This window comes from Pseudomonas sp. GL_103 (assembly GCF_057835175.1).
Map to the genome: position 1 here is coordinate 2,354,432 of NZ_CM174420.1, position 18,613 is coordinate 2,373,044.

Sequence of the window (18,613 nt, forward strand, 5' to 3'; positions counted from 1 at the left end):
GGCCGAACACACACACAAGGAACCCGTGCCAATGAACCGTAACGATCTGCGTCGCGTCGACATGAACCTGCTGGTGATTTTCGAAGCCCTGATGTTCGAAAAGAACCTGACCCGCGTCGCGGAAAAACTGTTCATGGGCCAACCGGCGGTGAGCGCCGCGCTGGGGCGTTTGCGCGATCTGTTCGACGATCCGTTGCTGCTGCGCAACGGTCGCGGCATGGAGCCTACGGCGCGCGCGTTGGCGATTCTCAAGGAGTTGCAACCGGCGATGGATACCATTTCCGGGGCTGTGAGCCGGGCCAAGGAATTCGATCCGGCGACCAGTTGCGATGTGTTCCGTATCGGGCTGTCGGACGATGCCGAGTTCGGTTTGTTTCCACCGTTGCTGCGTCAGTTGCAAGAGGAAGCACCGGGCATTGTCGTGGTCGTGCGGCGGGCCAATTACCTGTTGATGCCGACGCTGCTGGCGTCGGGGGAAATCTCGGTGGGCGTGAGTTACACCACGGATCTGCCGGCCAATGCCAAGCGCAAGAAGCTGCGCGATATTCCCTGCAAAGTGCTGCGCGGCGACACTCGGCCGGGGACGCTGACCCTGGATGAGTACTGCGAGCGGCCCCATGCGATGGTGTCGTTCTCGGGGGATTTGAGCGGCAATATCGACCTGGACCTGGCGAAGGTCGGGCGTAGTCGTCGGGTGGTGCTGGGGGTGCCGCAGTTCAGTGGGTTGCGGGCGTTGCTCGCCGGTACCGAGATGATTGCCACCGTGCCGGATTATGCGGCGTGTGCGTTGGTCGAGGGCTGCGGGTTGCGCGCTGAGGATCCGCCGTTCGAGATTGAGGCGGCGCAGTTGTCGATGGCCTGGAGCGGGGTGCATGACAATGATCCGGCGGAGCGGTGGTTGCGGTCGCGGATCGGTCAGTTCATGTCTTTGGCTTTGGATGTTTCTTAGGGGGTGACCTTGGCGGCCTTTGGGCCGACCAGGCTGCTTTTTTTGATTGAGTACATATCCGTTGCTGCGGTAACGGCGGCTGGCGGTTTCGCCCTTACGGCGAGTCCCTTTGGCAAACGCCCCAAAGGAACCAAAGGTCTCGCCCCTTACGTACGGCCCCTCGCTTAGGCTCGGCGTTCCTTCGCTGCGGTATTCATCCGGGGGCATTGCCCTCCGGTCGGCTTCGCTTCGACCTACATGCAATGGGTTCGACTGCGTCGAACGGCGCTGCGCGCCAATCCCCGGATGAACACCTCCGTTCAGCCTCCCGAGGGGGCGGGTGGATCAAGATCAAAAGCTGCAGGCGAGCTAACGCTCGGCCTGATGAGTGGTGAGAAGCGTGGGTGTACGCCGATCTGCTTTTGCTCTTCTGTAGGAGCGAGCTTGCTCGCGAAGGCGGCCTGACAGCCGACCAATTACTTGCAGATGTACTCAGCACCTGTGGGAGCGAGCTTGCTCGCGAAAGCGGCCTGCCAGCCGACCAATTACTTGCAGATGTACTCAGCACCTGTGGGAGCGGGCTTGCTCGCGAAGGCGGCCTGCCAGCCAACCAATTACTTGCAGATGTACTCAGCACCTGTGGGAGCGGGCTTTATCGCGAAGGCGGCCTGCCAGCCAACCAATTACTTGCAGATGTACTCAGCACCTGTGGGAGCGAGCTTGCTCGCGAAGGCGGCCTGCCAGCCAACCAATTACTTGCAGATGTACTCAGCACCTGTGGGAGCGAGCTTGCTCGCGATAGCGGCCTGCCAGCCAACCAATTACTTGCAGATGTACTCAGCACCTGTGGGAGCGAGCTTGCCCGCGAAGGCGGCCTGACAGCCAACCAATTACTTGCAGATGTACTCAGCACCTGTGGGAGCGAGCTTGCTCGCGAAGGCGGCCTGCCAGCCGACCAATCTCTCGCAGACATACGCTGATCCACTGTAGGAGTGAGCCTGCTCGCGATAGCGGTGGATCAGTCAACACCAATGCCGGATGTAATGCCGCCATCGCGAGCAAGCTCGCTCCCACAGGGAATGTGCCGCGTTCCGACAACCCTGTTTAAAAGCCGTCAGCCTTGTTTCCTGAAAGCCACACCGCCTTGCGTCGTTGCCTACAACTACGCCAGAATCCGCCGGCTTGTGCGTCTTGGCCCTTATCTCTAACGTTCTGCGCGTCGCTGCCCATTCAGCGATCGGGTTTAGCAGCTCGGTAAATTTCAAGGCTCGCCAGTGTCACCTCAAGATCATTTCGGTCTGCAATTTGGTGGCTGTGCGTGGGGCACTTCGGTGCGCCGGGTTCCTTGATCCCTGGTCTGCTAACCCGCGTACAGCCGCCACCCAATTCGTTTAGCAGCGACCTGTGGCGGCTCCATTGATCAAGGAGCTTGGCCATGTGCAAACCCACCCCCAATCCCCCAAAAGATCCGGATCTACCGCGCAACCCCAGCACGATGTTTGTCATCGCCCCCGACATCAACACCGAAACGCTTTTGGCCCACGCCTGCGAATCCCTGGCCTCGGCCAGCATCATGGCCAGTGACCTTGCGGGGTTTCTGCAAAGCCCTCATCGCAACGCGCTGCTGGGGATTGCGCAGATCATCATGCTGGGCGAGCTGGCGGTGAACCGGGCGCTGGATAATCTCGACCCGCAGGAATAACCCGGTAGAAGCAACAACAAATAAACCTGTGGGAGCGAGCAAGTTCGCTCCCACAGGGATCTGTGTCGATGGGCAGTTCTCAGTCCACACCGCAAACAGAGCACGTACATTCAATTTTTCCTCCACCCGTCCCGGCACTATCGAATCCAGTCCCGGCGCATCGACGCCGGTGGTTTTTCATTTGTGCGGGTAGGCCATGGACGCTTCGCGACGCGATGATCGGGCGCAAGACTGGGGGCTGCTGTTCCTGCGGGTCAGCGGCGGGTTGTTGCTGTTGTGGGTGCACGGTTTGCCCAAGCTGCTGCACTACAGTGCCGAGCTGCAAAACATCGAAGACCCTTTCCACCTGGGCGCGAACCTGACGCTGCTGCTGGCGATTTTTGCCGAGGTGGTGTGCCCGCTGCTGATCGTCGCCGGGTTGCTGGCGCGTCTGGCGTGTTTGCCTATTCTGTTTTTGCTGTGGGTGTCGATGTTGGTCGTGCATCCGCAGTGGACCCTCTTCGAAGGCCAGTTCGGCTGGCTGTTGCTGATCGTGTTCACCAGCATTTTCATCGCCGGGCCGGGACGGCTGGCGCTCAATGTCCGTTTCGCCGGAGCCTTGCGTTATGTCTGAATCCAATCACCGTGAGCCGGCCAGTCCCGGGCCTGATGAGGTGGTGACCCTGATCGTCAAGCACCGGGTCAAGGCCGGTTTTGAAGTGCCTTACGAAGCCTGGCTGCGCAACATCGTCAAGGTGGCCGCGCAGAACGTCGGGCACCTGGGCGTGGACGTGGTGCGCGGCAAGCACGCCGGCCTCGACACCTACACCAGTGTGCTGCGCTTTTGCTCGACCGAGGCGATGCAGCGCTGGCTCGATTCGCCGCAACGCCAGGAACTGGTCAACGAAGCCGCGCCGATGCTGGCCGATGGCGACCAGACCGAGGTCAATCCGGTCAACGAGTTCTGGTTCTCGCCCCAGGCCGAGGCCGGTACGCCACCGCCGCGCTGGAAGCAGGCCGTGGTGACGCTGCTGGTGATCCTGCCGCACACCTTGCTGGTGCCGCTGCTCTGGGGGCCACTGCTACGGCTAAACGCATTTCTTTCCAATTACGTGGTGGCCACGTTCCTGATCACCCTGACCATCGTGCTGTCGGTGGTTTACATCTTCATGCCCATGGCGACGCGCCTGTTCGCGCCCTGGCTGTCTCCCTCAACATTGCACGAGGAACCGTGATGAACGCCGATCTGATTCTGTTCAATGGTCAATTCCATACCGTTGACCGTGAGAAACCGCTCGCCAGCGCCGTGGCGATCAGCGACGGGCGTTTTGTCGCGGTCGGCAGCGATGCCCAAGCCATGGCCCTGCGTGGCTCGAACACCCAGGTGATCGACCTCAAGGGCCGCTGCGTGATCCCCGGGCTCAACGACTCGCACTTGCACCTGATCCGTGGCGGCCTGAACTACAACCTGGAACTGCGTTGGGAAGGTGTGCCGTCACTGGCCGATGCCTTGCGCATGCTCAAGGAGCAGGCCGACCGCACGCCGACGCCGCAGTGGGTGCGGGTGGTCGGTGGCTGGAACGAATTCCAGTTCGCCGAAAAGCGCATGCCGACCCTGGCGGAGCTCAACCAGGCGGCACCGGACACGCCGGTGTTCGTGCTGCACCTGTACGACCGCGCCTTGCTCAACCGTGCTGCGTTGCGTGTCGCCGGTTACACCCGCGACACGCCGAACCCGCCGGGTGGCGAGATCGTGCGAGACGCAAACGGCGAGCCGACCGGCATGCTGGTGGCGCGGCCCAACGCGATGATTCTGTACTCGACCCTGGCCAAGGGGCCGAAGCTGCCGCTGGAGTATCAGGTCAACTCGACCCGTCAGTTCATGCGCGAACTCAATCGCCTGGGTCTGACCAGTGCCATCGATGCCGGCGGCGGTTTCCAGAATTACCCGGACGATTACCAGGTGATCGAACAGTTGGCTAAGGACGAGCAACTGACCGTGCGCATCGCCTACAACCTGTTCACCCAGAAGCCCAAGGAAGAATTGACCGACTTCAAGAACTGGACCGGCAGCGTGAAGCTGCACCAGGGCGACGATTTCCTGCGGCACAACGGCGCCGGGGAAATGCTGGTGTTCTCGGCGGCGGATTTCGAAGACTTCCTCGAACCGCGCCCGGACCTGCCGCAAACCATGGAAGCCGAGCTGGAGCCGGTGGTGCGCCACCTCGTCGAACAACGCTGGCCGTTCCGTTTGCACGCCACCTACAACGAATCCATCAGCCGCATGCTCGACGTGTTCGAGAAGGTCAACCGCGATATTCCGTTCAACGGCTTGCCATGGTTTTTCGACCACGCCGAAACCATCACCCCGCAGAACATCGAGCGGGTAAGGGCGCTGGGGGGCGGCATTGCGATTCAGGATCGCATGGCGTTCCAGGGTGAATACTTCGTCGAGCGTTACGGCGCCAAAGCGGCCGAAGCCACGCCACCGATCAAACGCATGCTGGCCGAAGGTGTGCCGGTGGGCGCCGGTACCGACGCGACGCGGGTGTCGAGCTACAACCCGTGGACCTCGCTGTACTGGATGGTCAGTGGCCGCACCGTCGGCGGTATGGAGTTGCACGCCGAAGGTCTTTCACGCCTGACGGCGCTGGAACTGTTCACCCACGGCAGCGCCTGGTTCTCGTCGGAGCAAGGCAAGAAGGGCCAGATCAAAGTCGGGCAACTGGCCGACGTCGCCGCCCTCAGTGCGGACTTTTTCAGCGTCGATGAAGAGGCGATCAAGTGGATCGAGTCGGTGTTGACCGTGGTCGGCGGCAAAGTGGTGTACGGCGCCGGTGACTTCGAGAAGCTCGGGCCGGCCAGCGTGCCGGTGCTGCCGGACTGGTCGCCGGTGGTGAAGGTGCCGGGCCACTGGCGCCCGACGTCGCCGATGCAGGCCCAGGTTCACCATTGCAGCGGCCCGTGCGCGGTGCATTCGCACAGTCATGAACGGGCGCGCCTGTCGAATGCGCCGGTCAGCGATTTCGCCGGTTTCTGGGGCGCCTTTGGCTGTTCGTGTTTTGCCTTCTGACCCATTTATAAAAAGCGCCGGCCCAACAGGTCGGCGTTGACTGCGACAACCATCCATCAAGGAGTTTCCAATGAGCAACGTTCCGTACAAACGCCTGAACAAAGACGATGCCGTGGTCTTGCTGGTCGACCACCAGACCGGTCTGATCTCGCTGGTACAGGATTTCTCGCCCAACGAGTTCAAGAACAACGTGCTGGCGCTGGGCGACATCGCCAAGTTCTTCAAGCTGCCGACCATCCTCACCACCAGTTTCGACAGCGGTCCGAACGGCCCGATCGTGCCGGAGCTCAAGGCGCAGTTCCCGGACGCGCCGTTCATTGCACGCCCGGGCCAGATCAACGCCTGGGACAACGAAGACTTCGTCAAGGCGATCAAGGCCACCGGTCGCAAGCAACTGATCATCGCTGGAGTGGTGACCGACGTGTGCGTGGCGTTCCCGACCTTGTCGGCCATTGCCGAAGGCTTTGAGGTGTTTGTGGTGACCGACGCTTCCGGCACCTTCAACACCACCGTGCAACAAGCGGCCTGGGCACGCATGTCGGCCGCTGGTGCGCACCTGCTGAACTGGTTCTCCGTGGCCTGCGAGCTGCAAGGCGACTGGCGCAACGACATGGAAGGCCTGGCCAACCTGCTGTCCGAGCGCCTGCCGAACTATCGCAACCTGATCAACAGCTACATGAAATTTACTGCGCAGTAATGGTTGTGGCTGCTGGCTTTGGCCCGCAGCCTTTAAAAGATCGCAGCCTTCGGCAGCTCCTACTTCGGAATGTGTTTCCCTGTAGGAGCTGCCGAAGGCTGCGATCTTTTTCTTTCAGCGACTCTGCAACCAACTCAAAAACCCACCTTTCCTGACCGCCACCGGCTTGGCCATCAACGCCATCCGGCTGTTCTGCTGGCGCACCGCTTGCAGCTTGTTCAACGCCCGGTCGACTCCCCGTCGTTGCTCCATGCAACTGCGGGTCAGGGATTTGTCGAGGCGGTAAATGATGCTTGAGGTCATGGCAGTGAACCGTGCCTGGGACGGCGTGTCGGCGAGGATGCTCTGTTCGCCCATGACTTCGCTCGGCCCCATGCGCCCGGCTTCGATCTGCGTGTTGCCGTCGGGGACGGTGGCGCTGACCACGCCGGTGGCGATGACGAACAGGCTGTCCGGCACTTCATCCAGATCCAGCACCACCTCACCGGCCGCGTATTGCTGCGCCACCATGTTCTGGGCCAGGCGATCCCGTTCCTCGGCGTTCAGGGAGCGGAAGATTTTCACTTCATCGAGCAAGGCCCGTGCGCGGGTCGACGGCTCGATCACGCCATCGGGTTGCCGGGAAATGCCTGCCGCTTCGAGGTGCCGATGAGCCAGGTCGAACAGTTGATTGCGCACTTCGCCCTTTTTGCCGAGTTCCGCGATAAAGCCGCTGGCCACGTATTCGGACATGGTTTCACCGGCTTCCTTGAGCACGGCTTTCGGCGCCGGATCGAGCAGCAGACTGCTGCTGCCCTGAAGGGTACGATCCAGGGCGTCGAGTACCCGACGCGGGCGGATGTGGTTGGGCACCTGAATGCTGATCGACACGCCGTGCATATTGAACGGGCGGCTGAGGTTGACGATCTTCGCCTTGGCCGCCACCGAGTTCGGCACCACCGCCGTGCTGCCGGCGCTGGTCAGCAGGTGGGTGGCACGCCAGTCGATGTCCAGCACCTTGCCTTCAATACCGTCGATGGAAACCCGGTCATCGACCTGGTACGGCTTGGTGGTGTTGAGCACGATGCCGGAGAACACGTCGCTCAAGGTGCTCTGCAATGCCAGGCCCACCACGATGGCGACGACGCCGGAGGTCGCCAGTAAACCTTTCACCGGCAGTTCCAGCACGTAGCCGGCGGCGGCCACCACGGCAATCAGGAACACCAGTGCGCCGATGACATCCTGCAGCAGCCGGCCGCTGTGACCGATGCGCCGCATCAGGGCCAGGCCGATCACTTCGGTGAGCACCCGCGCAGCGTACAGCCACCACAGAATCCCCAGTGCCGTGGCCCCCAGCTGCGCCACGCGATCATCGGCAAACAAGGGCGCCTGCAACGGGCTGACGCCGGCGTTGATGAGCACCGCGCTGAACAGCATAAACAGCGCCAGGCGCACACCAACCCGGCTGACGCGATGCTTGAATGGCGCGAGGTGCCAGAGCAGGGCGTCGATGGCCAGCAGCAGGGTGCTCAGGGAAAGCAAATGCTCAAGGAGCAAGGACATGGGGAAACTCCATTTAAATGCTTGCAGCAAACAGATCGCAGATCCTTCGGGGAAGGTGATTTCAGTGCGGTGAACGAAGATTAATGGTGTGCCCGGAAGGGAAAAAGCGGCTATAAAGTGTTTGACTGTCAACCGGGATGTGACAATGAACCCCTTCGAAGATATGCGTATTTTTTGCCAGGTCATGGACTCCGGCAGCTTCACGGCGGCCGCCGATCAACTGGGGCTGTCCAAGCAGTTTGTCAGCCGCCACTTGATGCAACTCGAAGAGCGCCTTGGCGTGCGCTTGCTCAATCGCTCGACCCGGCGACTGGATGTCACGCCGCTGGGGCAGAGCTATTACGAGTCAGCCTTGCGCCTGCTCAGCGAAGTCGAACAAGTGGAGCAGGGCATCGCCGGCCAGACCACCGAGCCACGGGGGACCATTCGGGTGAGTGCGCCGCTGTCGTTCGCACTGGCGCATCTGGGCTGCCTGTTGCCGGTGTTTTTGCAGCGCTATCGCGACGTGACGGTGGAGATGGATTTGAGCGATCGACCCGTGGATTTGCTCGGTGAGGGCTACGACCTGGCGCTGCGCATCGGCACACTGGAAGACTCGACACTGATCGCCCGACGCATTGCCTCCATTGAACGGGTGTACTGCGCAAGCCCGGCGTACCTGACCGAGCGCGGCACACCGCTCAAGCCAGAGGACTTGCACGGTCACGACTGCCTGCCATACGGCCATGGTCGACAGGTGCAATGGCGGTTTGCGGGGCAGGGCAAGCTATTGAGCGTCAATGTCAGCGGGCGGATGCGGGTCAACAACGGTGAATTGCTCAAGGACGCGGCGATCGCCGGGCTGGGGATTACGTATTTGCCAACGTTCATTGTCGGCTCGGCGTTGAAGGATGGACGGCTGGTGGAGGTGCTGGAGGATTTGCGGCCGGAGCCGCTGACGTTGTCGGCGGTCTATCCGCAACACCGGCAGAGTTCGCGGCCGGTGCAGGCGCTGGTCGAGTTCTTGCGCGAGGAACTGGATCAGTCTGAGGGTGGGTTGTAGAGCGGCGGATTGCCTGACTCACATCGGTCACTGTGGGAGCGAGCAAGCTCGCTCCCACAGGGTTTTGTGTCACATGGGAATCAGTGGGGATCAGCTCCTTTTGTCATCACCGGGCTCGGCATGGACACCACGGTCATCGCCGGGCTCGCCATTGGCATGGACACCGCGGTCATCCCCAGGCTCGCCATTGGCATGCACGCCACGGTCATCGCCGATTTCTCCGTTGGCATGGACACCACGGTCATCCCCAGGCTCGCCATTGGCATGAACGCCATGATCGTCGCCGACTTCACCGGACCGATGAACGCCATGGTCATCCCCGGGCTCATCATGGGTGCCGCTGCGTCCTGAGGACGAGGCCGTTCCGGAGTGACTCGAACCGCTGTTGGCACTGCCATGGCCGCTGTTGCTGCCATGGTCGCCACTGTGGCCGCTGCCGCTGTTGCCACCACTGCCGCTTCCACCGTGACTGCCGCCGCCGCCGCCACCACTGCCGCTTCCACCGTGACTGCCGCCACCGCCACCGCCACCGCCACCGCCACCGCCACCACTGCCGCCACCACCACCACCACCACTGCCGCCGCCACCGCCACCGCCACTGCCGCCTCCACCACCACTACCCCCATCCTTGGCCTGAGCACTGGAAACTCCGGACAGGCTGTCCGGAATCAATACGGTAGACGCCGACAGAACCGCGCCAATAGCTACTGCCAGTAAAAGCTTATTGATGAGCATGTCGTTCTCCGTCTTTTAATTCAGATTGGAACGTTGATGAACATTTGCAATGTGCTGCTCTTTTTTTTCCGTGGGAACTCAATGAACAGTTCAACGCACCGATTTATTCGGCGGGAACATTGAAAAAGAATGCAGCGTTCAGCCAGGCCGGTACTAAAGGGTCAGTGAATGCTCGAGGCCAGCTCGAAAATCGGGATGTACATCAGGATCACGATCACCCCGATCAACAGGCCGATGAAGGTCATCAGCAAGGGTTCGAACAGCCGCACGAACCATTCGATCCAGCGGCTGATTTCTTCGTCGTAGAAGTCGGCGCTGCGCTCCATCATCTGCCCGAGGTTGCCGGACTGTTCCCCAGCGCGCAGCAGGCGCAGGGACACGGGGGTCACCAGGTGATTGAGTTCCAGCGCGGCAGAGAGTGATTGCCCCTCGCGCACCCGGTCGCAGGCCTGGTCCAGGCGCGTGCGGGAAGCTACGGTGAGCAGGCCACGGACCATGCCCATGGCGGTGACCAGAGGGATGCCACCTTGCAGCAGAATCCCCAGCGAACGGTAGAAGCGCGCCAGCTCATACATGAAGATGCGCTGGTGCACCGCGGGGAGTTTTTCGATCAGGCGGTCCAGCCCCCGACGAAAGGCCGGCTGGCGCTGGAGCAGGGTGAGGGCGACGATGATGGCCAGCAAGCCACCGAAGAATTCACCCTGGTGGGTGTGCAGGAACATGCCGCTGCTCATCAGGATCTGCGACATCCATGGCAGGTTCGACCCCAGCCCCTCAAACACCAGGCTGAAGCGCGGTACGACATACCCCATCAAAAACAAAACCACGCCACCGCCCACCACCAGCAACAGCAAGGGGTAGATCGAAGCGCTGATGATCTTCTGGCGAACCTCGTCCATGCGCTGGCGATAGCTGACATAGCGGCCCAGGGCATCGCCCACGGCGCCGGTCTTCTCGCTGGACTGGACCAGCGCCACGTACAGCGGCGGGAAAACCGCCGACAGCTGGCTCAGGGCCTGGGAAAACGATTTGCCCTCGTAAAGCAGGCGCACCAGCTCGTTCAAGGTCTTGCGGGCCTGTGGCGCGTTTTCCTTTTCCGCGAGGCTTTCCAGCGCATCGATCAACGGCAGGCCGGCGTTGAGCAGGGTGGTCAGTTCCTGGCTGAACAACACCAGGTTGAACGTCTCGCGCCTGTGCAGGCGCAACGCGCGCCAATGGCGCTCGGCGTGCAGGCTGACCACCCGCAGGCCCTGGTCTTCGGCGATGCGCCTGGCTTCGCTGTGCCCCGGTGCCTCGACGGTCATCGAGACCACACCGGACTTGCCAACGGCCTTGAGGTGAAAGCGCATGGTCGCCATTCCCGTCAGTTCCAGTTGGTGACTTCGGCGTTCTCGCCTTCGCCACCGGGCTGCCCGTCCTTGCCCATGGACAACAGGTCGTACTCGCTGTTTTCACCGGGATAGCGATAGGCGTAGTTGCGGCCCCAGGGGTCCTGCGGGAGTTTTTTCTGCAGGTACGGGCCGGTCCAGCGCGGTTCGTCGGCGGGGGCGGTGACCAGCGCCTGCAAGCCTTGTTCGGTGGATGGGTAATGGCCAACTTCCAGGCGGTAAAGGTCCAGGGCCTTGCTCAAGCCTTCTATCTGCGCCTTGGCCACTTTCACTTCGGAGCGGCCCAGTTGGGCGAAATACTTCGGCGCCACGATGCCGGCCAACAGCCCCAGTACCACCAGCACCACCAACAGTTCGAGCAAGGTGAACCCGCTTTGGGTTCGCCGGGCATAACACAGTCGCTGATTCATGATGACCTCATATCAGTCGGCAGCAGAGTTGCCAAATGTAGTTGCCATGTAATTGCATGCAATTGCCATGCTCACCATTGCTGACCCTGGCGCACCTCCCGTGCTACGGGCCTTCTCACTTACGGCACAGTGCTTGCGTATGGCTGGTGCACGACTGGCCATTGGGGCAATTCCCCCAATTTTCGGGGCCGGGAAGGGGAGGTATAACAATGAAAGCACTCACTACCGGGTTGCTGGGTCTCCTTGTCTTGGCCGGCGCCGCACAGGCCGATGTGTTTGTTTCCGTGGACGCTAAGGGCAACTACGTCCTGTCCAATGTCCACCGTCCCGGACGCCATTATGAACGGGTGATTCGTGAGCCCGATGCGGCGGTGGTCAGCCTCGATCAGCAACCGCAGATGATCGCCGCGCAACCCTATGCCGAGCTGGTGGCGGCGGCGGCCACGGCCAACGAACTGCCGGCGGCGCTGCTGCACGCAGTGATCAAGACCGAATCGAGCTACAACGCCCGCGCCACCTCACCCAAGGGCGCTCGCGGGCTGATGCAACTGATGCCCGCCACCGCCCGAGAAATGGGTGTGACCAACGCCTACGACCCCAAGGCCAACATCCAGGGCGGCGCCCGCTATCTCAAGCGCCTGATGACGATGTTCGACAACGATATCCGCCTCGCCGTGGCGGCCTACAACGCCGGCCCGCAAGCGGTGCTCAGCCGGGGCAACGTGGTCCCGCCGTTCGCCGAGACCCAGCGTTATGTGCCCAGTGTGCTGAACCAGTATCGGCGTTTGCAGGGGTTGCCCGCGGATGCGCCGCTGTGATCGAACCCCCGGGGAATTTTCCCCAATAGTGGGGAATGGTGGCCCCGGCGAAAAAGTGGGGGGATTGGGTGGGGAATATCCCCCGACCGATCAAGTCGTGATTATAACAAACTGATTAATAACGTATTTTTTTTGGCATGCGGATTGCTCCGGACGATTTATCGAGAAGTGTTCCCCGATAACCCGCAGCGAGGCCCGAGTCCATGATCGGCATATCCCACGCGCAAAGCCTCTTGCCAACCCTTGTCCGGCGTCGTGCCGGGTGTTCGGGTCATACCCACTAAGAGGAAACTGACATGGACCGATTCGCGCATCGCGGCCTGCTGACGTTCTGCCTGTTGGCCTTCGGTATCGACCAGGCGCTGGCTCACTCGGCGGACGAACACACCGGGCACGACATGGCGGCCAGCACCGCCAGCCCGGAGACCGCCCGGATCAGGTTTGCCGATGTGACCCTGCTGGACCAGAACGGCAAGGTCGTCAGCCTGGAAAAAGACCTGGTGAGCAACAAGATCGTGGTCATGGGCTTCATCTACACCAACTGCACCACGGTCTGCCCGGTGGTGTCCTCGATCATGGGCAGGGTGCAAAAACAGTTGGGCGCGCGGGTCGGCACCGAGGTGCAACTGGTGTCGATCAGCATCGACCCGCAGCGTGATGATCCGCAACGCCTGAACGACTACGCCCGCACCTTCCAGAAGGGACCGGGCTGGAGCTGGCTGACCGGTTCACCACAGTCAGTCGATGCCACCCTCAAGGGCCTGGGCGCCTACAGCGGTGGCTTCGAGAACCACTCGCCGCTGATTCTGGTGGGGGACGGCAACAACCGTTACTGGACCCGCTACTACGGTCTCACCGAACCGACGGAGCTGGCCCGGGCCGTCGAGAGGCTCAGAGGTGAACGCAACGCCCACGCCAAGCACACCGCCATCGCCATGGAGCATCAGCCATGAGCGCCATCGACAGGAAAACCTGCTTCCCCGACACACCCTTGCAGGACCAGAACGGCAGCACCTTTATCTCCCTTACCAGTGATCCGCTGCGGGACACCCCGGCGGTACTCAAGGCTTGCACCTTGAAACAGGGCATCGATGGGCCCCACTGGTTTTTTCTTACCGACGACAAGGTGCAAATGGACCTTGTATGGAGTCGCATCGGCCAGATCGTGCCGACCCCCGCGCAACACTCCACCCGGTTGATCGTCGGTGACGCGGCGAACAGGCGCTGGAGCAAGATCCGTCCCGTTGCCCCGGTCGCTGAGCCACGGCCATGAATACTGCCCTCGTCCTTGGCCTGCTGCTCTTCGGCAGCATCGCGCTCACCGCCCAGGCACTGCCGCTGAGCCTCAGCGAAAGTGCCGGAAAACGCTTGTACCACGAAGGCGTGTCGGCCAACGGCGAACCGATCATGGTCCGGGTCGGCGCAGCGGGCATGCTGCTGCCGGCCACCCGGCTGCCGTGCGCCAGTTGTCATGGCGAAGATGGCCTCGGGCGCGCGGAAGGCGAGGTGCGACCGCCGGACCTGCGCTGGTCGCGACTGGCCAGCAGCCATGGCCAGCAGCACATCAACGGCCGCAGTTATCCGGCCTACAGCGAAATCACCCTGGCGCGGGCGGTGCAGGAGGGGCGCGACCCGGGCAACAATCGGCTCGATCCGACGATGCCACGGTTCGTGTTGTCGATGATTGATCAACGCAACCTCACGGCGTACCTCAAACACCTGGCCGAAGACCGCGTTCCGGGACTGGCCCCCGACAGTCTGCACCTGGGCACGTTGTTGCCGGGTTCCGGACCCTTGGGCGAGGAGGGCATCACGGTGGCGGCGGTGCTCAACGGCTGCGTGGCGCGTATCAACGAGGCAGGCGGAATTCATGGCCGGCAGTTGCGCCTGACCATCCTCGACCCCGGCGCCGACCGCGCCAGTGCCGAAAAGGCGCTGGACCGGTTGATCGATGAAGAACAGGTGTTTGCCCTGATCGCACCGCTGGCACCGGCATTGGACGTGAACTTCGCCGTGCGCCTGGAACAGGCCGGCATTCCCCTGATCGGGCCGCTGTCCTTACAGGGCACGCCCCACGCCAGCCCGCAGATATTCGAACCGCTGCCGGGCCTTCGCGAGCAATTGATCGCCCTGGCCGACTACGCCAGGGCCAGCCTGCGGGTGCTTCAGGGGCCGACGCTGATCGCCTACCCGGACGAACCCGGCCAACGGCTGGCGGCGCAGGAACTCGGCAGGTACTTGCAGGGGCGCGCCTGGCAAAAGGTGAGCCTGCAAGCCTATGACCCGGTCGGGGATGATTTTCCCTTGGGGGCGCGCTCGGTGTTTTACCTGGGCAGCAGCAGCGGCTTCAGTCGTCTGGCCGAGCGCTTGCAAACGGCGGGGCAGGTGCCTTACCTGTTCGCCGCCTCGAACCAGGTGGCGGGCAATCTGACGCAGGTGCCCAGCGGATTTTCCCGGCGGGTGTTCCTGGCCTTTCCGTTCGTGCCCAGCGACTGGACCCTGGCCGGGCGTCTGGCCTTGACCCAGTTGCGCGAACATCAGGGCCTCGGCGGCCAGCACGCGGTGCTGCAAGTGGGCGCGTTCAGTTCGATGATGCTGCTCAGCGAAGGCATGAAGCAGGCCGGGCGCAATGCCAGTCGCGAGAAGCTGGTCAGTGCCCTGGAAGGCCTGCGTGACTTCGATACCGGGCTGACGCCGCTGATGAGCTTTGGTCCGGGCCGGCGCCTGGGCTTGAGTGGTGCCCATATCGTCACGGTGGATCTGCCGGACCAGCGTTTCTATCTGGTCGCTCCCTATAAACCCATTGCTGCCACGCCCTGACCGGAGGCCGATCATGAAACTCGATACCACCCGGTGCAGACGCTTCCACTGTCGAAACCGCAGGGCTACGCTTAACCGGGATGAGGGCGTCGGCGCCATGGCGCTCGCGCAATCGAATCGAATCGAACGGATTGACGATCAATAGGGGGTTTCCCCAACAGTGGGGGGAAAAGCTCAGTGCCAATCAGGTCGCTTTCCCCGTTTTTGGGGGATGGAATTGCGGTACGAAAAGGCATTGTTTTTTAAATTCAAGGACATGAAGTCCTAAAATTACCGGCGCCCAGCCTGGCATGAAGTGTGCGTTAGTCCTGTCAGGGCGCGCACTCCGTCAGGTTCAAAACCCGGACCTGCGGTTTCAAGGAGTCCACCTTGTTAAACAAAGTACTGGTTGTTGATGACGAACAGTTGCTGGCGGAGAACCTCCAGGGTTACCTGCAGGCGCAAGCACTGGAAGTCCGGATTGCCCACGACGGTGCGCAAGGAATCGTTGAAGCTGACGATTTCGCGCCCGATGTGATGGTGTTCGATTACCGCTTGCCCGATATGGAAGGCTTTCAGGTGCTCGATGCCGTCCGCCACAGCAGGAAGTGTCATTTTGTGCTGATCACAGGGCATCCAACCGCAGAGGTTTGCGATCGGGCCCGGCAGCTGGGAGTCAGCCATATCCTGTTCAAACCGTTTCCATTGGCGGAATTGGCCCGTGCCGTGCTTGATCTTCTGGGCAGGCAACGCGAACCCAAAGCGGGGGTGGGCACTTGCGAAGGCTTTGTCGAACGACGCCAGAGCAGGACCGAGAGTTTCCCCCTGCAGTTGTACGACGGTAGCTGGGTGCTTGCAGATCGCCGAAAAAGTACATCGGCCTCCATGGCGCCAGACGACGAACAATTGCTCACCGGGGAGTAGTGGCGCGACAAGACGTTCCGGCCCCCGCCGAAATGACTCGCCGCGCCGACAGGGCCCAAAGCCCCGGGCGTTGGAGAGCAAGCCATGGACCGTCTATCCCTTGCCGTAGAACCGGCGCAACCGGAATGTGCACCGACTCGTTTTACCAGTGAACAACTGGCCCAGGCCCGTGCCCTGGCCACCAGTTCCGGCGAGCGGATGCTGGACGCCCTGGGGGGACTGTGCGAACTGGCTCCCATGCCTTTCATTCAATGCCTCGGCGTAACCCTGCACTACCCGGTGCTCGACACCGACAGCCTGTTCAATTCTATCCCGGTGTTCGACCGGGTGACCCTGGCCCAATGCCTCAAGCGTGAATTCATCCTGCTGCGTCATAACGATGCGGTCATCGGTGTGTTCGCCGACCCCTTCGACAGTGCACGCCTGGCCTGGATCGATGAATGCCTGCAGGGCGCGCCGCTGTACTTGGTGCATGCCGATGACCTGAAGGCCTACCTGGCGCGTCACGAAGAAAGCTTCCATGCGGTGGAGTCGCTCAACGCCCAGAGCGACGCCGGCGCCGAAATTGATAACCTGCAAAGCCTGTCCCTGACCAGCATCAGCGAAGATTCCAGTGTTGTGGTCAAGCTGGTCAATTCGACCCTGTACGACGCGCTGAAAATGCACGCCAGCGACATCCACCTCGGCACCACCGGCAGCGGCCTGGTGATCAAGTACCGGATCGACGGTGTGCTCAACAACATCAGCAAGATCCAGGGCAACGAATTCGCCGAGCAAGTGATTTCCCGGGTCAAGGTCATGGCCGAACTGGACATCGGCGAAAAACGCGTGCCCCAGGATGGCCGCTTCAAGATCGGCATCAGCGGCCGGCAGATCGACTTCCGGGTGTCGATCATGCCGAGCATTTTCGGGGAAGACGCGGTGCTGCGGGTACTCGACAAACAGGATCTGGCGGACAAGGTCTGCGGCGTGCAACTGCAGGCCCTGGGCTTTGAAGAAGAAACCCTGCGCCAGCTGCGCCGGCTGGCCGCCGAACCCTACGGCATGGTGCTGGTGACCGGGCCGACCGGTAGCGGCAAGACCACCACCCTGTACGCGATGATCACCGAGATCAACCACGGCGTGGACAAGATCATCACCATTGAAGACCCGGTGGAATATCAACTGCCGGGCGTGCTGCAAATCCCCGTCAACGAGAAGAAAGGCCTGACCTTCGCCCGGGGCCTGCGCTCGATCCTGCGGCATGACCCGGACAAGATCATGGTCGGTGAAATCCGTGACCCGGACACCGCGCAGATCGCCGTGCAATCGGCGCTCACCGGTCACCTGGTGTTCACCACCATCCACGCCAACAACGTGTTCGACGTGATCGGCCGTTTCACCCAGATGGAAATCGATCCCTACAGTCTGGTCTCGGCACTCAATGCCGTGCTGGCCCAGCGTTTGATCCGCCTGGTTTGCACCAGCTGCAGCAGCCCTTACAGCCCGACACAAGAAGAGCTGGAAGTCTCGGGGCTGGATCCGCAAAAGGTCGCTCACTACCAGTTCGTCCACGGCAAGGGCTGCGGGCATTGCCGTGGCACCGGTTATCGCGGGCGTAGCGCGATTGCCGAGCTGCTGCACCTGGACGACGAACTGCGGCAAATGATCGTCGAGCGCCAGCCCATTTCGAAAATCAAGGCGCACGCCTGCAAACGTGGCTTGCGCCTGTTGCGCGAGTCGGCGCTGGAAATGGTGGAACAAGGCCGGACGACTCTCGAGGAGATCAACCGTGTCACTTTTATCTCGTGAGCAATTTGTCGCCGTGCTCGGCGCCAGCGGTGTTGGCCTGGGGCAACGGCAAGGCGCTGCAACCCACTGGCTGGGCAGCGTCGGCTACATCGACGAAGGCTTCCAGGCCTGGACGGTGGCCCTCGATACCCTCGATCGTTTGCTCGCCGAACACAGCGTTGCCAGGGCGGAACTGACCGTGGTGATCTCCGGGCACTTCAGCCGCTATTGCCTGGTGCCCTGGAGTGAGCAGATCAGCAGCCCGACCGAATTGCTCGGCTACGCCCAACTGTGTTTCGAAGACCTCTACGGTGCCCCGACGCAGCCCTGGAGCCTGGTACTCTCGGCCGAACCCGCCGGTTACGACCGCGTCGCCACCGCGCTGCCACAGGACTTGCTCGAACGCCTGCGCGCCCTGGTCAGTGCTCGCGGTTTGCGCCTGCGTTCGGTGCAGCCGTACCTGATGACGGCGTTCAACCATTTCGATAAAAGCTTTGAGGCCGGGGACTTCCTGTTCGTGGTCGCAGAACCGGTACGCAGCGTGTTGCTACTGGCCCGGGAAGGGCGCTGGACTTCGGTGCGTTCGGTGGGCAGCAGCGACAGCGATGCCGCGCTGACCGCGCTGATCGGTCGTGAAAACCAGTTGCAGGCTTCCACCAGCGAACGGCCGTTGAATGTCTACCTGCATGCACCGGCGCGCATCGATTCGCCTCCCGACGTGCCCGGTGTGCATCTGCGCACCCTCGAAGAAGACCGGACAGCCGTACGCGATTGCCTGTACCTCATGTCTCGGGCGGTGGCCTGAC

General features: G+C 62.0%; 18 protein-coding genes and 1 pseudogene. 15 read left to right on the forward strand and 4 right to left on the reverse strand.

What is annotated here, in order from left to right; translation table 11 throughout:
• Positions 1-31: 31 nt before the first annotated feature.
• The 7 genes from AC3IP0_RS10775 (at position 32) to ycaC (ending at position 6,379) form a co-directional block, all read left to right on the forward strand.
• Positions 32-949, forward strand: coding sequence for a LysR family transcriptional regulator (locus AC3IP0_RS10775; protein WP_223515914.1), 918 nt, complete (start codon positions 32-34; stop codon positions 947-949).
• A 383-nt stretch (positions 950-1,332) separates the two neighbouring features.
• The gene (locus AC3IP0_RS10780; RefSeq protein WP_489327367.1) at positions 1,333-1,908 is read left to right on the forward strand and encodes a hypothetical protein; all 576 of its coding nucleotides are present in this window, start codon (positions 1,333-1,335) and stop codon (positions 1,906-1,908) included.
• Positions 1,909-2,363: 455 nt separating this feature from the next.
• Positions 2,364-2,630 (forward strand): DUF6124 family protein, encoded by a 267-nt coding sequence (locus tag AC3IP0_RS10785; protein ID WP_489327368.1) that lies wholly within the window; start codon positions 2,364-2,366, stop codon positions 2,628-2,630.
• A 196-nt stretch (positions 2,631-2,826) separates the two neighbouring features.
• Entirely contained in the window at positions 2,827-3,243 is a 417-nt protein-coding gene (locus AC3IP0_RS10790; RefSeq protein ID WP_150724276.1) for a DoxX family protein, read from the forward strand.
• Positions 3,236-3,844: an antibiotic biosynthesis monooxygenase gene (locus AC3IP0_RS10795; protein WP_489327369.1), complete on the forward strand. Its 609-nt coding sequence runs from the start codon at positions 3,236-3,238 to the stop codon at positions 3,842-3,844. Before AC3IP0_RS10790 ends, AC3IP0_RS10795 begins: the two co-directional genes overlap by 8 nt.
• The gene (locus AC3IP0_RS10800) at positions 3,844-5,682 is read left to right on the forward strand and encodes an amidohydrolase (RefSeq protein WP_489327371.1); all 1,839 of its coding nucleotides are present in this window, start codon (positions 3,844-3,846) and stop codon (positions 5,680-5,682) included. The genes AC3IP0_RS10795 and AC3IP0_RS10800 overlap by 1 nt, the downstream gene beginning before the upstream one ends.
• 70 nt (positions 5,683-5,752) lie before the next feature.
• On the forward strand, positions 5,753-6,379 hold the full coding sequence (gene ycaC / locus AC3IP0_RS10805; RefSeq protein WP_489319216.1) for an isochorismate family cysteine hydrolase YcaC: 627 nt from the start codon (positions 5,753-5,755) through the stop codon (positions 6,377-6,379).
• Positions 6,380-6,493: 114 nt separating this feature from the next.
• Here ycaC and AC3IP0_RS10810 read toward each other — a convergent pair whose 3' ends face one another.
• The gene (locus tag AC3IP0_RS10810) at positions 6,494-7,921 is read right to left on the reverse strand and encodes a mechanosensitive ion channel domain-containing protein (protein WP_489327373.1); all 1,428 of its coding nucleotides are present in this window, start codon (positions 7,919-7,921) and stop codon (positions 6,494-6,496) included.
• 145 nt (positions 7,922-8,066) lie between these two features.
• Between AC3IP0_RS10810 and AC3IP0_RS10815 the strand changes: the two genes are divergently transcribed.
• Positions 8,067-8,963, forward strand: coding sequence for a LysR family transcriptional regulator (locus AC3IP0_RS10815; RefSeq protein WP_489319218.1), 897 nt, complete (start codon positions 8,067-8,069; stop codon positions 8,961-8,963).
• 90 nt (positions 8,964-9,053) lie between these two features.
• On the opposite strand, the gene AC3IP0_RS10820 is transcribed toward AC3IP0_RS10815, so the two are convergent.
• The 3 genes from AC3IP0_RS10820 to gspG form a co-directional block, all read right to left on the reverse strand.
• Entirely contained in the window at positions 9,054-9,698 is a 645-nt protein-coding gene (locus AC3IP0_RS10820) for a hypothetical protein (RefSeq protein ID WP_489327375.1), read from the reverse strand.
• A 161-nt stretch (positions 9,699-9,859) separates the two neighbouring features.
• Positions 9,860-11,047: a type II secretion system F family protein gene (locus AC3IP0_RS10825; protein ID WP_489327377.1), complete on the reverse strand. Its 1,188-nt coding sequence runs from the start codon at positions 11,045-11,047 to the stop codon at positions 9,860-9,862.
• Between the two features lie 14 nt (positions 11,048-11,061).
• Positions 11,062-11,496: a type II secretion system major pseudopilin GspG gene (gspG, locus tag AC3IP0_RS10830; RefSeq protein ID WP_057715501.1), complete on the reverse strand. Its 435-nt coding sequence runs from the start codon at positions 11,494-11,496 to the stop codon at positions 11,062-11,064.
• A 209-nt stretch (positions 11,497-11,705) separates the two neighbouring features.
• On the opposite strand from gspG, the gene AC3IP0_RS10835 reads away from it, so the two are divergent.
• The 7 genes and pseudogenes from AC3IP0_RS10835 to AC3IP0_RS10865 all read left to right on the forward strand — a co-directional run bounded on the left by AC3IP0_RS10835 (position 11,706) and on the right by AC3IP0_RS10865 (position 18,612).
• On the forward strand, positions 11,706-12,314 hold the full coding sequence (locus tag AC3IP0_RS10835) for a lytic transglycosylase domain-containing protein (protein ID WP_489319220.1): 609 nt from the start codon (positions 11,706-11,708) through the stop codon (positions 12,312-12,314).
• Between the two features lie 296 nt (positions 12,315-12,610).
• A complete protein-coding gene (locus AC3IP0_RS10840) occupies positions 12,611-13,267 on the forward strand; it encodes an SCO family protein (RefSeq protein ID WP_489319221.1) in 657 nt (218 codons plus the stop codon).
• Positions 13,255-13,587, forward strand: a pseudogene (locus tag AC3IP0_RS10845) (thioredoxin domain-containing protein); the annotation flags it as partial. The gene AC3IP0_RS10840 and the pseudogene AC3IP0_RS10845, both read left to right, overlap by 13 nt.
• Positions 13,584-15,134, forward strand: a complete 1,551-nt coding sequence (locus AC3IP0_RS10850) for a cytochrome c/ABC transporter substrate-binding protein (RefSeq protein WP_489319222.1) — start codon at positions 13,584-13,586, stop codon at positions 15,132-15,134. The pseudogene AC3IP0_RS10845 and the gene AC3IP0_RS10850, both read left to right, overlap by 4 nt.
• Positions 15,135-15,503: 369 nt before the next feature.
• On the forward strand, positions 15,504-16,037 hold the full coding sequence (locus tag AC3IP0_RS10855; protein ID WP_223458496.1) for a response regulator: 534 nt from the start codon (positions 15,504-15,506) through the stop codon (positions 16,035-16,037).
• 84 nt (positions 16,038-16,121) lie between these two features.
• Positions 16,122-17,828 carry a GspE/PulE family protein gene (locus tag AC3IP0_RS10860; protein ID WP_489319223.1) on the forward strand — a complete coding sequence of 569 codons (1,707 nt, stop codon included), beginning with the start codon at positions 16,122-16,124 and terminating at the stop codon, positions 17,826-17,828.
• Positions 17,809-18,612, forward strand: coding sequence for a hypothetical protein (locus AC3IP0_RS10865; RefSeq protein ID WP_489319224.1), 804 nt, complete (start codon positions 17,809-17,811; stop codon positions 18,610-18,612). The genes AC3IP0_RS10860 and AC3IP0_RS10865 overlap by 20 nt, the downstream gene beginning before the upstream one ends.
• Position 18,613 lies beyond the last annotated feature (1 nt).

Excerpts from the sequence above, each read along its gene's own strand:
- AC3IP0_RS10835 (WP_489319220.1), top strand. The coding sequence starts at position 11,706 with ATGAAAGCACTCACTACCGGGTTGCTGGGTCTCCTTGTCTTGGCCGGC.
- AC3IP0_RS10800 (WP_489327371.1), top strand. The coding sequence starts at position 3,844 with ATGAACGCCGATCTGATTCTGTTCAATGGTCAATTCCATACCGTTGAC.
- AC3IP0_RS10790 (WP_150724276.1), top strand. The coding sequence starts at position 2,827 with ATGGACGCTTCGCGACGCGATGATCGGGCGCAAGACTGGGGGCTGCTG.
- AC3IP0_RS10795 (WP_489327369.1), top strand. The coding sequence starts at position 3,236 with ATGTCTGAATCCAATCACCGTGAGCCGGCCAGTCCCGGGCCTGATGAG.
- AC3IP0_RS10825 (WP_489327377.1), bottom strand. The coding sequence starts at position 11,047 with ATGCGCTTTCACCTCAAGGCCGTTGGCAAGTCCGGTGTGGTCTCGATG.
- ycaC (WP_489319216.1), top strand. The coding sequence starts at position 5,753 with ATGAGCAACGTTCCGTACAAACGCCTGAACAAAGACGATGCCGTGGTC.
- AC3IP0_RS10860 (WP_489319223.1), top strand. The coding sequence starts at position 16,122 with ATGGACCGTCTATCCCTTGCCGTAGAACCGGCGCAACCGGAATGTGCA.
- AC3IP0_RS10810 (WP_489327373.1), bottom strand. The coding sequence starts at position 7,921 with ATGTCCTTGCTCCTTGAGCATTTGCTTTCCCTGAGCACCCTGCTGCTG.
- gspG (WP_057715501.1), bottom strand. The coding sequence starts at position 11,496 with ATGAATCAGCGACTGTGTTATGCCCGGCGAACCCAAAGCGGGTTCACC.
- AC3IP0_RS10775 (WP_223515914.1), top strand. The coding sequence starts at position 32 with ATGAACCGTAACGATCTGCGTCGCGTCGACATGAACCTGCTGGTGATT.
- AC3IP0_RS10840 (WP_489319221.1), top strand. The coding sequence starts at position 12,611 with ATGGACCGATTCGCGCATCGCGGCCTGCTGACGTTCTGCCTGTTGGCC.
- AC3IP0_RS10815 (WP_489319218.1), top strand. The coding sequence starts at position 8,067 with ATGAACCCCTTCGAAGATATGCGTATTTTTTGCCAGGTCATGGACTCC.
- AC3IP0_RS10850 (WP_489319222.1), top strand. The coding sequence starts at position 13,584 with ATGAATACTGCCCTCGTCCTTGGCCTGCTGCTCTTCGGCAGCATCGCG.
- AC3IP0_RS10820 (WP_489327375.1), bottom strand. The coding sequence starts at position 9,698 with ATGCTCATCAATAAGCTTTTACTGGCAGTAGCTATTGGCGCGGTTCTG.
- AC3IP0_RS10785 (WP_489327368.1), top strand. The coding sequence starts at position 2,364 with ATGTGCAAACCCACCCCCAATCCCCCAAAAGATCCGGATCTACCGCGC.